This is a genomic window from Psychrobacter sp. ANT206, assembly GCF_056880555.1.
This window is the reverse complement of sequence record NZ_CP096271.1, coordinates 1,413,855-1,428,355: the sequence shown is the minus strand read 5'-3', so window position 1 is coordinate 1,428,355 and position 14,501 is coordinate 1,413,855. Positions and strand designations below refer to the sequence as shown.

At 42.7% G+C, this 14,501-nt stretch carries 15 protein-coding genes; 8 read left to right on the top strand and 7 right to left on the bottom strand.

The window, feature by feature from the left end; genetic code table 11:
• The first annotated feature begins 55 nt into the window (after positions 1-55).
• From M0221_RS06020 to cysE, 4 genes are all read left to right on the top strand, one after another.
• Entirely contained in the window at positions 56-436 is a 381-nt protein-coding gene (locus M0221_RS06020; protein ID WP_483284692.1) for an Hpt domain-containing protein, read from the top strand.
• Complete coding sequence (locus M0221_RS06015; RefSeq protein ID WP_483284691.1) at positions 436-1,332, top strand: RNA methyltransferase; 897 nt, start codon at positions 436-438, stop codon at positions 1,330-1,332. Before M0221_RS06020 ends, M0221_RS06015 begins: the two co-directional genes overlap by 1 nt.
• A gap of 86 nt (positions 1,333-1,418) precedes the next feature.
• On the top strand, positions 1,419-1,862 hold the full coding sequence (locus M0221_RS06010) for a YtoQ family protein (RefSeq protein ID WP_483284690.1): 444 nt from the start codon (positions 1,419-1,421) through the stop codon (positions 1,860-1,862).
• A gap of 148 nt (positions 1,863-2,010) precedes the next feature.
• Entirely contained in the window at positions 2,011-2,922 is a 912-nt protein-coding gene (cysE, locus tag M0221_RS06005) for a serine O-acetyltransferase (RefSeq protein ID WP_483284689.1), read from the top strand.
• Positions 2,923-2,983: 61 nt separating this feature from the next.
• Here cysE and M0221_RS06000 read toward each other — a convergent pair whose 3' ends face one another.
• The 6 genes from M0221_RS06000 to pheA all read right to left on the bottom strand — a co-directional run bounded on the left by M0221_RS06000 (position 2,984) and on the right by pheA (position 10,030).
• On the bottom strand, positions 2,984-3,505 hold the full coding sequence (locus tag M0221_RS06000) for a 2-amino-4-hydroxy-6-hydroxymethyldihydropteridine diphosphokinase (RefSeq protein WP_483284688.1): 522 nt from the start codon (positions 3,503-3,505) through the stop codon (positions 2,984-2,986).
• Entirely contained in the window at positions 3,495-3,917 is a 423-nt protein-coding gene (gene folB, locus M0221_RS05995; RefSeq protein WP_483284687.1) for a dihydroneopterin aldolase, read from the bottom strand. Before folB ends, M0221_RS06000 begins: the two co-directional genes overlap by 11 nt.
• Positions 3,918-3,967: 50 nt before the next feature.
• Positions 3,968-4,927 carry an EamA family transporter RarD gene (gene rarD / locus M0221_RS05990; protein WP_133104262.1) on the bottom strand — a complete coding sequence of 320 codons (960 nt, stop codon included), beginning with the start codon at positions 4,925-4,927 and terminating at the stop codon, positions 3,968-3,970.
• 246 nt (positions 4,928-5,173) lie between these two features.
• Positions 5,174-7,516, bottom strand: coding sequence for a bifunctional prephenate dehydrogenase/3-phosphoshikimate 1-carboxyvinyltransferase (locus M0221_RS05985; RefSeq protein ID WP_483284686.1), 2,343 nt, complete (start codon positions 7,514-7,516; stop codon positions 5,174-5,176).
• 49 nt (positions 7,517-7,565) lie between these two features.
• Positions 7,566-8,708 (bottom strand): histidinol-phosphate transaminase, encoded by a 1,143-nt coding sequence (gene hisC / locus M0221_RS05980; RefSeq protein WP_483284685.1) that lies wholly within the window; start codon positions 8,706-8,708, stop codon positions 7,566-7,568.
• Between the two features lie 140 nt (positions 8,709-8,848).
• Complete coding sequence (gene pheA, locus M0221_RS05975; protein ID WP_011513537.1) at positions 8,849-10,030, bottom strand: prephenate dehydratase; 1,182 nt, start codon at positions 10,028-10,030, stop codon at positions 8,849-8,851.
• A gap of 443 nt (positions 10,031-10,473) precedes the next feature.
• On the opposite strand from pheA, the gene M0221_RS05970 reads away from it, so the two are divergent.
• Both M0221_RS05970 and M0221_RS05965 read left to right on the top strand, forming a co-directional pair.
• Entirely contained in the window at positions 10,474-11,415 is a 942-nt protein-coding gene (locus M0221_RS05970) for a transaldolase (protein ID WP_263240037.1), read from the top strand.
• A 187-nt stretch (positions 11,416-11,602) separates the two neighbouring features.
• Positions 11,603-12,055 (top strand): hypothetical protein, encoded by a 453-nt coding sequence (locus M0221_RS05965; RefSeq protein ID WP_483284684.1) that lies wholly within the window; start codon positions 11,603-11,605, stop codon positions 12,053-12,055.
• Between the two features lie 272 nt (positions 12,056-12,327).
• Here M0221_RS05965 and M0221_RS05960 read toward each other — a convergent pair whose 3' ends face one another.
• Positions 12,328-12,897: an adenine phosphoribosyltransferase gene (locus M0221_RS05960; protein ID WP_483284683.1), complete on the bottom strand. Its 570-nt coding sequence runs from the start codon at positions 12,895-12,897 to the stop codon at positions 12,328-12,330.
• Positions 12,898-13,235: 338 nt separating this feature from the next.
• Between M0221_RS05960 and M0221_RS05955 the strand changes: the two genes are divergently transcribed.
• Both M0221_RS05955 and M0221_RS05950 read left to right on the top strand, forming a co-directional pair.
• Positions 13,236-13,400, top strand: a complete 165-nt coding sequence (locus M0221_RS05955) for a rubredoxin (protein ID WP_011280463.1) — start codon at positions 13,236-13,238, stop codon at positions 13,398-13,400.
• 28 nt (positions 13,401-13,428) lie between these two features.
• Positions 13,429-14,466: an alpha/beta fold hydrolase gene (locus M0221_RS05950; protein WP_483284682.1), complete on the top strand. Its 1,038-nt coding sequence runs from the start codon at positions 13,429-13,431 to the stop codon at positions 14,464-14,466.
• The last annotated feature ends 35 nt before the right edge of the window (positions 14,467-14,501 follow it).

The window sequence follows — 14,501 nt, the reverse complement described above, 5'->3', positions numbered from 1 at the left end:
ATATTTATTATAATAATTCTTTCTGCGCTAACTTTAATCCTATTGGAACATGACTATGGCTACTATTACGAACAAAGATATGACCGCCATAACTGATGACGAGATTATCAATACTGAGCAGTTTGAAGATATGCGCGACTTATTAGAAGAAGACTTTGTCGATTTGATACAAGTCTATTTTACTGATTGTCGTCGCCGTATCACAAAACTAAGACAAGCTCAGCAAGAAGAAGATAATGCCAATGGCTTTGAGCTTGCTCATGCACTAAAAGGAGCCAGTGTCAATTTGGGCGCAACCCAAATGACGCGTCTTGGCAGTCAATTGCAAGAGCTTTGCCGTGAGCGTCTTATCAGCGAACAAGCCCCTCTTATCGAGGACATCGCCGTTGCATTGCAACTTACTGAGCAAGACATCAACCAGCGACTAGGACAATAATGAGTAACAATGCACCCTCATCTTTAGCAACAGCAGTACCAAACGTCAGCAATTATTTGTCTTGTGTTCAAGTAGTGATGGTCAATACGACATTGCCTGCCAATATTGGTTCAGCAGCACGCGCCATGCACACCATGGGCTTATCGAGATTGACGGTGGTTGATCCAAAATTACCGATTGATGACACTAGCGTCTCTCATGCTGCTGGTGGCAGTGATTTGCTATCATCAGCAATCATCGCACCAACGCTTGAGTCTGCTATCGCTGATTGCCAGTTGGTATTTGCGGCCAGTAGTCGTAGCCGTCATTTGCCGCGTCCTGTGGTCACGCCGACACAAGCTGCCAAAATCATGTTGGACTTTATTGACAAACAAAGCAAAGTTAATGGGCAAGATGGTATAAATACAGCGCCCAATATTGCCATCCTGTTTGGGCGTGAAGATCGCGGCTTGACCAATGAAGAATTGGCTTATGCTGACTATCATGTTCAAATCGATGCCAATCCTGCTTATCCAGTGCTCAATGTTGCTTCAGCCGTGCAAGTGATCGCGAGCTTTATTTATGCTTATGCACAAACTCATATCCAAGCTGACAGCGAAGTTAATGATATAGCACAGGTAACTGACAATCTAGAGACGCTTGAACTAGAGACGACTGAACAAGGGATGCTTAATACCTATATGCGCCAGCAATGGGATGAGCCAGCGATTACTCAACAGCAATTGCAACTGCTTACTGAGCGTACCACTGCATTGATGGTTCAACACAAACTGGCAGATAGTGTAAACTTAAAATCGCTGCCATCACGCTTATCTAGACTCGGTTCACGTATTCAACTCGACCAAAAAGAGTATCAATTACTCAGTGCTCTGCTAGCAAAACTTTTAAAAGACTAACATTTAATAAGTTAATTTTCTTGCCACTATTGGCATTATTAGTAGTACAGGTAGTCATATCATTTAACAATAAAAAGGGATTTACGATGAATTGGACTGTTTACTTATCCGGAGAAATACACACTGACTGGCGACAGAAAATTATGCAAGGCGCGAAAGAACAGGGTTTAGACATTACCTTTATCTCAGCAGTCACTGAGCATGAAGCCAGCGATGCGGCAGGTGATGTACTCGGTAAAGATGACAATGGATTCTGGCGCGATCATAAATCATCCAAAGTTAATGCTATTCGCACCAAAAATATGATCCAAAAGTGTGACATTGCTATTATTCGTTTCGGTGATAAATATAAGCAGTGGAACGCCGCATTCGATGCCGGTTATTGCGCCGCGTTGGGCAAACCGTATATCACATTGCATGCTGAGGATATTATTCATCCGCTAAAAGAAGTGGATGCCGCGGCAATGGCATGGGCCCAAACGCCTGAGCAGATTGTTGAATTGCTCAAATATATTGTCTGTAATAGCTAAAGGATAAGAGTAATCGTCTGGAGATGAAGCGCTAATTATTGGCGTTTTATCTACAGACGATTTTTTATTTAAAGTACATTGCTATATTTTTTGCTATAAAACTGCTATAACTAAAGAGATTGTAACCAAAAATACGATAGGACGATTTATGTCATTGCCAACTGCTTTATTCAAATCGCTCGTCCGCATCAAAAGAGACCTAAAAGAAGATATCGATGCGGTATTCAATCGCGACCCTGCTGCGCGTAATAGTCTAGAGGTAATATTAACTTACCCTGGCATCCACGCGCTTATTCTACATCGCGGCGCGCATTGTCTTTGGCAAAATGAGCAAAAGCTTGCGGCTCGAGTGATTTCTTATGGCTCGCGTATCATCACTGGTATCGAGATTCATCCTGCTGCTAAGATCGGTCGTCGGTTTTTTATTGACCATGGCATGGGTATCGTCATTGGCGAGACAGCAGAGATTGGTAATGATGTGACTCTTTATCATGGCGTCACGCTTGGCGGCGTTTCTTGGAATAATGGCAAACGCCACCCTACTTTGGAAGATGGCGTCATCGTCGGTGCCGGTGCTAAAGTATTAGGACCATTCACTGTTGGTAAAGGCGCTAAAATTGGCTCAAATGCTGTCGTGGTTAAAGCAGTGCCAGCAGGCGCAACCATGGTCGGTAATGCTGCTCGTATGATATCAGAGCATCATGACGAAAAAGGCAACCCTATTACGACCAAAGTCAATGATGCAAATCAACAAGAAAAAGCGGTACAAGCTGCTTCTACCGAGAACCCTGCAGATAAAAAACCAACGAATCACACAGCGCGCGAAACCACTTTTCAAGCTTATGGCATTGATCCCATGTCACAAGACCCTGTTGCTGAAGCCTTTGCTAAAATGCTTGAACATATTCAACAATCAGAAAATCGCTTAGATCAACTACAAACTGCCATGTGCAAAATCGATCCTAACTTTTGCAAAAAAGAATATGACAAATTATGCTTAGAAGATCTAGACGTGATTGGCAAAAGTGACATGAATGAGATAGGTACTGAATCGCAATAACCTTTTATTCTTGGGCTGAGTTTAGTATTAAGCTTAGCTTAGATTTTTCGTTTTACAACTGTCAGCTATCTATCCCTGCTACCAATTCTTTTATCCCTGCTCTCTCATGCGCTTTAAATGGATAGCGATTTGCCATTATTATCCATTCAGAATCATTATTTTTGCTTAGGCTATTATCTTTATCCAATTTAACAAGCAATATATCAATATCCATCGTGACTTGTTTTATACTTGTGGATGATTCTTTTAAACGCTGTCTTTGACAATCGCACTCAAACTGTTTAAAAGATTGTTGTAGCTGCTGCAAGGTTACAGGCTTTGCCAAAGACAAGTAAATGCACTGATTGGTATAATCAGGTTTTGGTAATTCTATAGTGGCAGTGAAGTCAGGATTTTGAAAGGCTGTTGAGAGTGTTATAGCACCAATACTTGTCAATCGCTCTCGGACACGCGGTAAGTGTATCTGCGCATCATGGTTGCTACCTAAGGCCAGTAGCACAGCTTTTACAGGCTGTGCTTGCAGCGTTTCAGGATCGCAGCTTATCAGTGATTCAACTAAATCAACCAAGGCTTTATGCATCATCAGATAAGCTAGTATTAGCTTGATTGGTAGATACGCTAGATACGGCTTTGGCATAGCGGGTGATTTGGACACCAACTGCATCTGCTTGTTGAATAGCGGTAGGCTTAGCAATACTTAAGGAAATTTTATCGCAGCTATATTTTTCGAGCAATTTATCAGCGATTTGCCCAGCGAGATGTTCAAGCAGCTTTGCTTTAATAGCTTGGCACCACGCACTGACATCATCACAGACTTCTTTGTAATTTAGCGCATCGTTTACATCATCTGACACCGCAGCGCGGCTGATATCAGTTTCCATTGCGATGTCTATTAATAGTGGCTGCGTAATAGCGCGCTCCCATTCATAAACACCAATGACTGCCTCTACTTTTAAGCCTTTTACAAATACGACATCAGACTGGGTATGAAACATACAAGCATCCTTGTTAATGATATTTTTACTATCTATTTTAATTTGATGATTTATTTAGAAGATAATGCTTCTTCACGTAGGCGTGCTGCTTTTAGCTGCTTACTTGGGCGATGACGCCATAAATCGATACTGAATAATAGCAGACCCAGCCAAATTAAACCAAAGACTGCCAAACGATGTAAATCAAAAGGCTCATTGTAATAGAATACAGCCAAGAAGAAAATAAAGGTCGGCGTCAGATAATTCATAAAACTGAGGATACTATAAGCGACCAGCTTGGTGGATTTGTTAAACATCAATAGCGGTATCAAAGTAATAGGTCCTGCCAACATAAGCAGCCAAATAGAAGGCGTAAACCAAAAGCTGATATTACTACTCGCCACATCAGACTGCCAGAACCATGCGATAAAAATAGGCAGTAGCATTGCTGTCTCGACAAACATTGCATCGACTGCTGTCAGAGGGGTTTGGCGCTGAATGGTACCGTAAGTACTAAAGCTAAACGCCAATATTAACGATACCCACGGCAGACTACCCAGCATGACAACTTGAATAACGACTGATAATAGCGCAAAACCAATTGCCACCCATTGTAAAGTACGCAGGCGCTCTTTGAACAGTAGCATCGACAACCCTACGCCAACCAGTGGTCCAATAAAGTACCCCAAACTAGCCTCTAAAATCTGGTTGTTGTTAACTGCCCATACATAAGTGAGCCAGTTGATCGCGATGATAATACCTGACACAAAGGTATAGGCTATCCACCTCGGGTTTTTCTTTAGCGTGTCAATCCACTGCCAACGCTTGGTCACTACTAACACAACTAAAAGACAAGCAAAGGTCCAAACAATACGGTGACCAATGATTTCAGTGGCATTATAGTCCGATAATTGCTTAAAGTATAAAGGAAAAGCGCCCCAGATAGAAAAAGCTATCAGCGCGGTGACAATACCACGTCTGGTCGTTTTAATGGGAGCAGCAGGTTTTTTGATGACATTTTGGGTAGTCATAAGATAGGACAACTTTTTAGAGCAAAGCGCACCCTCACCCAATTATTATCATTGATGGTAATTTGGTGTTAAGAGTACAGGGTCACTACAGATAGAATAAAAGGTAAAAAGCAATGAGTTGATACTAGAAATCGTATCAACTCATTGCTGCCGAAAACCATAATTAAAATAATAAAATCAACAATAAAATTAATAGCTCATTTTATTCCTAAGCTATTATCATTGGCTCAAATTAAAGTTATTGCGTTAAGCACTTACAACGTCAATAGACATGCCAATTTGGTTGGCAAGTTCTGCAAATCCTGGGAAGCTGGTATTGACGGTTTCAACGCCTTCAATGGTAATCTGCTTAGAGGCGCGTAAACTTGCAACTGCAAAACTCATAGCAATACGGTGGTCATGATGCGAGACAATATGTCCACCACCAAATACCGCTTGGCTATTATTCACCTCATTACTCTGACCGACCACCCCTTTACCTTCAATAATCAAACCATCTTCAGTAACGGTACAGTCAACGCCTAATGTCTGCAAGCCTTCTGCCATTACTGCAATACGATCTGATTCTTTGACACGCAGCTCTTTTGCACCGGTCAAAACGGTACGACCTTGGGCACAGCTGGCTGCGATAAATAATACAGGAAATTCGTCAATGGCAAGTGGTACTAGATACTCTGGTATTTCAATACCGACCAAGTTTGAGCTTCGAATAGTAATATCCGCTACTGGCTCGCCGCCAACATGAGTCTCATTACTTAAGCTAATATCCGCTTGCATCAGCTTAAGAATATCAATAATGCCGGTACGCGTAGGATTGATACCGACTTGCTTCAAAGTCAATTCGCTACCTTGGCTGATGGCCGCAGCCACCATAAAGAATGCGGCCGATGAGATATCAGCAGGTACTGCGATATTACCGCCTGTGAGCGTGCCGCCGCCTTCAACACTGATACGATTGCCATCGACAGTGACTGGATAACCAAAAGCTGAAAGCATACGCTCGGTATGATCGCGGCTAACTTCAGGTTGAGTAACGGTCGTGATGCCTTCCGCCCAAAGTCCAGCCAGCAATAAGCAAGATTTAATCTGTGCAGAAGCAACTGGCATATCGTATTCAGCCCCTTGTAGAGGTTTGCCAACACTATCTCGACCAGTAATACTCAGTGGCGCTGTACCTTTTTGACCAGTGCTTTGAATCACCGCACCCATCTCACGTAATGGTGCTGCCACACGCTCCATTGGACGCTTATTTAGGCTAGTGTCACCCGTCAATACGCTATCAAATGCTTGCGCTGCTAAGATGCCTGAAAGCAGACGCATACTGGTGCCAGAATTGCCCATATATAAAGGTGTTTTGCTTGGCTTTAAGCCATTCATACCAACGCCATGAATGGTTAAATTGCCATTATCAGGACCTTCAATGGTCACGCCCATATCGCGAAACGCTTGCAAAGTGGCAAGCGCATCTTCCCCTTCCAAAAATCCAGTCACTTTAGTTACGCCAGTAGCAAGGCTGCCAAGCATGATACTACGGTGAGAGATAGACTTATCCCCAGGAATGGCAATAGTGCCAGAGACGGTGTTGCTTGGGGTGATATTATAAGAAGCTGACATGGCAGAAGTATCCGTATAAGGGGTGCTGGCTAACATATGGCCAAAATGTCGCCGTGCGGCTTGCGCGCGGCCCAAAAGTCCCATCAGGGCGGTTGAATCTTTATCAATGATAAGCTGACGAATATCATTTAAATAAACGCTGTACTCATCAAGAGCGCTTACAATCGCGTTTTGGTTGGCAAAAAATATATCATGCCACATTTTAGGGTCGCTGGCAGCAATGCGGGTAAAATCACGAAAACCACCTGCGGCATAGCGGAAAATATCTAAATTATCATCATGGCTTGCCAGCTGTTCGACCAAATTAAAGGCGAGCAAATGCGGTAAATGACTGGTATGTGCCAATATAGAATCATGATGAGCGGCATCCATCGGCATGACGCTTGCACCCACTGCTTCCCATAACTGGCTTAGCTTGGCAATTGCTATATGGCTAGTCGTTTGGAGCTCACAGACAATAACGCTATGATTGACAAACAATGTAGCGCGGCGAGCATGATACCCTGAATTTTCGGCACCAGCAATTGGATGTGCAGGCACAAGCCCGACAGGCAATGTCTCGAACACAGTCTTGGCAGCATCAATAATATTAACTTTGGTACTGCATACATCGGTAATAATACAATCAATAGCAAGTAGACCACTATCCATTGCATTTTTGATATCTATAAATACCGCTTGTGCCGCTTGTACTGGTACCGCAATCACTATCAAGTCACTATTAGATATCACGTCATTAAGTACTGAGCTACCAGCGTCTAATAAACCGTGTTGAATAGCTTCCTCTAGACTTGGCTCGTGTCTATCGACTGCAACGATACGCTCAGCTAAACCATTGTCTTTAATCGCTTGCGCAAGACTTGCACCAATTAAACCCAAACCTATCACACACACTTGCTGGAATAGCGGCTGCGTAGAGGATGGAGTCAGTTTAGTTGCTGTTTGAAGATTTACGGCGTGATTTATTTTTTGCATATTGTTTTAATTATTAGGTTGCTTATTAAATTACTTATTAGTTATTGATTTAATCATCGGTCAAAATAGAGCGCAAAGTATCAATCAGACGCATATTATCTTCTGCGACCCCTACACTAATACGCAACCAATTATGCAAACCATAAACCTCTAGTTGTCGCACAATAACGCCTTGCTCAAGCAATGCCTGATAAATAACAGCAGCGTTTGTGTCTTCCATCTCAACTTCTATTTCGACCATAATAAAGTTGGCATGTGACTTTATAAAGCCCAGTCCTAGGGCATCAAGCTGTTTTTCCAACCAACGCATTTGCTCGTTATTCATCAGACGAGTTTTTTCAATAAAGTCTTGATCCGCAAGTGCCGCTGCCGCTGCTGCCAGTCCAATGCGGCTCACATTAAATGGCTGACGAATGCGATTGAGTAAATCTGCCACAGCTACCGAGCTTAACGCATAGCCAACACGCAGACCTGCCAGCCCATAGGCTTTAGAAAAGGTGCGAACAATAACCACATTATCAAATTCATCTAACAGCGCCCGATTATTGCTCTCAGGGCTATATTCAATATAAGCTTCATCTAACACCACCAGTACTGAGCTTGGCACACTAGCGACAAACTCTCTTAGCTCAGCATGTTCAAGCTGTGTACCGGTTGGATTGTTCGGATTGGCAATAAAGACGATTTTGGTATTAGAGTTATCCTGAACCGCTCGGCTCATGGCTTTTAGGTCATGACCAAAGCGCTGAGCAGGCACTTCAACATCCATAGCACCCTGCATTTTAGCGAGCATCGAATAGACCACAAAGGCATACTGGCTATAAACGATTGCATCATCTGCACCTACAAAACTACGCGCCAAGATATCGAGCAAATCATCAGAGCCATTGCCCAAAGTAATCTGATCAGCATTGACATCATTAAAATCAGCCAATGCTTGCTTTAGATAATAACCATTGCCATCAGGATAACGTGACAGCTGACCTAGCTGCTCAGTAATCGCTAGCGTGACGTGCGGCGAGCAGCCGATCGGATTCTCATTACTGGCAATTTTTACCACATCTGAGACGCCATACTCTCGCGTTAGCTCTTCAATAGGCTTGCCAGTTTGATACGGTGCCAACGCCAAAATACTCTCGTAAGCAGGTACGAGCGGTAATAAATTTGACTCTGTCGATTGCGCAGACTGCATGATTAATCCTTAGATGTGATAACGCACCTATCATTGGCTAAGCCCATTAATGTCACTGGTGACCGCTATTTATGACAAGGCAATTTATAAACGCTTGCGGCTAATACTAATAAAACAATAACTCATAGAAACCAGTAAATTTATAGTACTGCTTTTGGATAAGAGCCTAAGACACGTAAGTCTTTGACCAATGGACGAATATCAGCGATAGCAGCGCTCACATTTGGGTCTTCAATGTGCCCATTCATATCAATAAAGAAGACGTAAGCCCATTTATTAGGACGCTCAGGCCGCGTTTCAATGCTGGTCATAGACACGCCATGATACGACAAAGGCTTTAATATTTCGATCAGAGCGCCCGCTTTGTCATGCGCTGAAACCATAATTGAGGTTTTATCTTGACCTGATGGTGCAATTGCTTCATGACCAATAATCAAGAAACGGGTCGTATTGCTTGGATTGTCTTCGATATTTGAATAAAGCTTATGCAAATCATATTCTGCTGCTGCCACGTCACCCGCAATCGCTGCCGAGTGCCACTCGTTCTTCAAGCGACGTGCCGCTTCACCATTACTCGATACCGCAACACGCTCGACATTGGGATAATTCACATCAAGCCAATGACGACACTGCGCCAATGATTGCTGGTGCGAGTAAATACGGCTTAACCCATCAAGTTTGGTATGTTCAGCGACCAAAAAGTTTTGATGAATCGGCAGCTCGACTTCACCAATTATCTTTAGTGTAGAAGATAAAAAGCCATCTAGCGTATGGTTGACTACGCCTTCAGATGAGTTTTCAACGGGCACAACGCCATACATTGCGGTGCCCGCTTCAACTTCACGAAACACATCAGTAATGGTATTCAGCGGTACAGTATCCGCCGCTTTACCAAAGTGCTTTAATGCAGCCGCATGAGTAAAAGTGCCCAGTGGACCCAAAAAAGCAATACGCTGCGGCGCTTCTAAATCAAGGCATACCGACATAATCTCTCGAAACAAGCGTGCCATTTTTTCATCAGCAATAGGTCCTTCATTACGCTCCATGACGGCTTTTAGCACTTGCGCCTCACGCTCTGGACGATAAAAGATAGGGTTGGCATTTTCAGCAGCAGAATCATTGGCAATGTGGTTCTTTTTCACGCTTGCCACTTGCTGAGCCAATTTGGCACGATTGTTAATCAGCGTCTGAATTTCGCAGTCTACCGCATCGATACTGCCGCGCAATGTATTCAAAAACTCTTTATCCGTTGCGGTAGTACTGATGCTTGCGGTGGTTTGGTTTAGATTATCATTGTTTTGTTCTGGTGACTGCTCACTCATTACCGCCCATCCTTTTTAGATTTTATTACTGTTAGGTATAACTACTTGTCAATGATGACCATAAATACTTCGTTAAAAGACATGAAGACTTTTTAAAGAACATAAATATTTTTGCTCTTATATCACCAATTTATCATTATTGGTTTTTTAAAGCAGCACTATGTTCTTGGTAAAGTTCGTAGTATTCGTAAAGCTCAACCACTGACCGGCTCTACTATAACAAAAACTACGGACAGTGCCCATTCGTAAATGAGCGTAAAGTGGCAAATCGCTATAAATCTTAGCATAGTTAAGCGATATACGGGCTTAGCCTGCTAAAACTATCAGGTAACATGTGCCTAAATCTATGTTACAGTTTAAACGGACAGAGGATTTTATCCATAATAGACCACAACCATCCATAAGAAAATAACACCATTAATGAATAATACCAAGGATATCTGATGAGCGCATTACAACAGCTTCGCACTATGACTACCATTGTCGCTGATACAGGCGATCTTGCCGCCATTGAGCGTCTAAAACCTATCGATGCGACCACCAATCCAAGTCTAATTACCAAAGCACTGATCCATCCTGATAATGAAGCGGTATTATCAGAAACCATGAGCCGCCATCGAGATGATATCGATGCGGTCATTGATGAGCTAACCATTCAGATCGGCTGTAATATTTTATCTTCAATTGAAGGACGTGTCTCAACTGAGGTCGACGCTCGCTTGTCCTATGACACACAAGCGACCATTGATAAGGCATTGGCATTTATGGAAGCCTATCAAAAAGCAGGTATCGACTCAGAGCGTGTGTTGATCAAGATGGCGGCGACTTGGCAAGGTATTGAGGCGGCACGCTACCTTGAAACTCAAGGTATACACTGCAATCTCACCTTGCTCTTTGGGCAACATCAAGCCATCGCTTGTGCCGATGCTGGTGTGACCTTGATATCCCCTTTTGTTGGACGTATTTTGGATTGGCAAAAACGCCAGCAAAACCGTCAAAACATACCTGTCTCTGATGACATGGGCGTACAATCGGTTAAGCTCATTTATCAATACTACAAGCAGCATGGCTATAAAACGCAGGTAATGGGCGCAAGTTTCCGCTCAACTGAGCAAATATTGGCGCTGGCAGGCTGTGATTTATTGACCATTGCACCTGACCTCATTGATGAGCTAGCAGCAATGGATATCGAGGTTACACGTCAATTATCAGAAAGCATGTCGATGGACATGACAGATATGACGCGAGTGAGCTTAAGCGCTGAAGAATTCAGTAGCGCTTATCAACAAGATACCATTACTCAAGATCTTTTACCAAAAGGCATTGACGGCTTTATTGGTGCGCGTGATGAGCTTGCTCATATGTTAGCGAGTATGCGCAGCTAAGCTATATATATATGATTAATATGAGTGTATAACCAAGCCTATCTGGCTTGAGAGTTACTTACTAAAGCACTATAAAACAGTAGAAATATTACATAGGTATACGCAGCAGGTAATAAAAGAAATTTGCCTGCTCATAGTAAGTTGGCTATTATGAGCGACCTAAAATGACTACAAGCAAGGCTTAATTATGAAACGGCTAGCAGTGATATTAGCAAGCAGTACGCTTGCGATTGGTGCTCATGCAGTAAACTGGTCAAAAGTAACAGAAAGTCAGACCGGTTCCATTTTTAGCTTAGATTTGGATTCTATCGAACGCTCTGACATCAATATCCTTGATGAAAAGCGGGTCGAAAATATTACCGTCTCCATTCGTAGAACCTACCCTGCATTAAAAAGTACAACGAGTGATAGTAAAGAAAGCGGTATTCATCATAGCGACCAGCAATGGCTTATCTCTTGTAAGGACGCCAGCTATTACAGACGGGCATACGTTTATTATACCGCTGACGACAAAGTAATAAAGTCTTGGCAATCAGAAAAACCCCTCCTGACTACCAAAGATTTTAAAATTACTGCCCCAAAAACGGTCAGTCGTATGCTAGTCGAGCAAGCGTGCAAAAACCACGAACAAGCCAAATAGCACAAATAAAATAGGCAAAGGCAATCTAAAAAAGCATCATTAAAAAAGCGCGCTGAACGTATTCAGCGCGCTTTTTTGTCGTCATCATTTATATTTAACGAATAAAATCTTGTAGTCAGTCCACTTTTAAAAGGGTACAGAACTACTGGGGTTAATTTTTTGCAGCCTCTATCTGCATGGGCATAGTAAGCAAGAAAAATTAATACCAGCAGTACATAATGTATCGATATTACTTTTTATTTTTACCCACTATAAGTAAAAATGCCCGTCATTTACTCCTTTAATACCGTATAAATAGGCACTGGAAAATCGCCATGTAAATCCACCAAATCTAATAATACTAATGCACCAACGACCGTATGATCGGCTGATTGACATAGCTCATAAGCAGTGGTCAGTGTGCCGCCCGTTGCCAAGATATCATCAACCAATAGCACGCGCTCTGGTGGCAGATTATTTTGCATCTCAAGAGTATCTTTACCGTACTCTAACGCGTAGGCTTTATTGGCAACAGGCGGTGGTAACTTGCCGGGTTTACGTAGCAAAATCATACCTTTACCCAGACGTCCTGCCAGCAAACTTGCAAACACGAATCCACGGGCTTCAACAGCACCCAAACAATCCACCTCATCCATTATGCCTTCAGGTAGGACAGACAGCAGTGCATCAATGACTTCATTAATGTGACTGCGTAGTAACGGTCTAATATCATAAAAATCAATGCCGACTTTAGGGAAGTCTGGTACTGTGCGAATGATGTTCCAAAATGGATGATCGGTATTGAGCGTATTCGATGACTCGATTGCAGTATCAACTGCTGTAACAGCGGTGTTTGCGCTCATAATAACCCTTAACGTCTATAACTTAGATAATGATGTAACAATAGCAAATAATCTATGCATCAGAAAATTAACGGCGGTTATTATAGCATAATTGCCTTTAATATTGCGCGGCAATGGGGAAAACACCACTTATTAAGTCAATAAAATCAGGCATAGTGACTTGATAAACGTTTATCAATCTCAATATACAAGTGTAAACTTAACTATGAAAACAACGGTTATATGCTAAACTAGCTGCGTTTTTACAGTCTAGATATTGACGGTAATCATTCTTGATATGCCATCAATATCACCTTAAAAACGTATGGTAACACTGGTAATAATCGATAGGACTCTTTATGAAACGTTATGAATGTATTGTCTGCGGCTGGATATATGATGAAGCACTGGGCTGCCCTGAAGAAGGTATCGCACCGGGCACCAAATGGGATGATATCCCTGATGATTGGACATGCCCAGAATGCGGCGTTGGCAAGCTTGATTTTGAGATGCTAGAACTTTAAGCCAATGACCTTTTAGATAGGACCGTTCATGACAGAAAAAAACAACATTGATAATGCTGCTAAATTGCCTGATTCATTGGATAGCAGCTCAAGTTACCCGACGCCTGAATGGCAAAAACTGGGTGAGCACCTGTGGGGCGCATCAGACCTCAGTGAGCATCTTTATCAAGCCATGATAGATATCGGCGACGGTATTGAGCTGTGTGTTGAAGCTGGTGGTAATCCTAATCATCCGCCACTGCTTATGATTATGGGACTTGGCTCGCAAATGATATTTTGGCCAAATCATTTTATTAAGCGCCTTATTGATGCTGGTTTTTTTGTGATTCGTTTTGACAATCGTGATATCGGTTTGTCCTCTAAAGTACAAATCGATGGTCTACCGCGTATTAGTCAGCTTAAAATGATGATGCGCCTGCAAACGGGACTGTCTAATAAAGGTGCACAGGTTGCCTACAATTTAACCGACATGGCAGAAGATACGGCGCGTTTAATCAAGGCTTTGCAGCTTGGCAAAACACATTTGCTGGGTGCTTCTATGGGTGGCATGATTGCCCAAATCGTAGCGGCACGTTATCCAAGCCTAGTACAGCGGATGGCATTGATGTTTACCACCACCAACCGTGCCTTTTTAAAACCACCAAAGCCTAGACAGCTATATACGCTGATTAATCGCCCTGAGAGCCACTCTGAGCGTGATATCGTGCGCCATAGCGTTTGGTTTATGAAGACTGTTGGCACGCCAGGGCATGTAAATGTGCGCATGGTACGTGATATTGCCAAGATACGGTATCAGCGTAACTTTCATCCGCTCGGTACGGTGCAGCAGCTCAATGCTATCTTGGCATCAGGTTCTATCAGTCGATTTAGCAAACAAGTCAAAGCACCTACTATCGTATTACATGGCAGCGCTGATGGCTTAATTCCTGCCTCACAAGGTCGCGTGGTTGCCAAAACCATCCCTAATGCCAAATTTCATTTGATTGAAGGCATGGCGCATGACATTCCTGAGTACTACCAGCCATATATGGTTGATTTAATTAGCAATCACTTATTAGAAAAATAGTTTTAATGATTTAGCTTGTGAATTTTTCCGGCTAC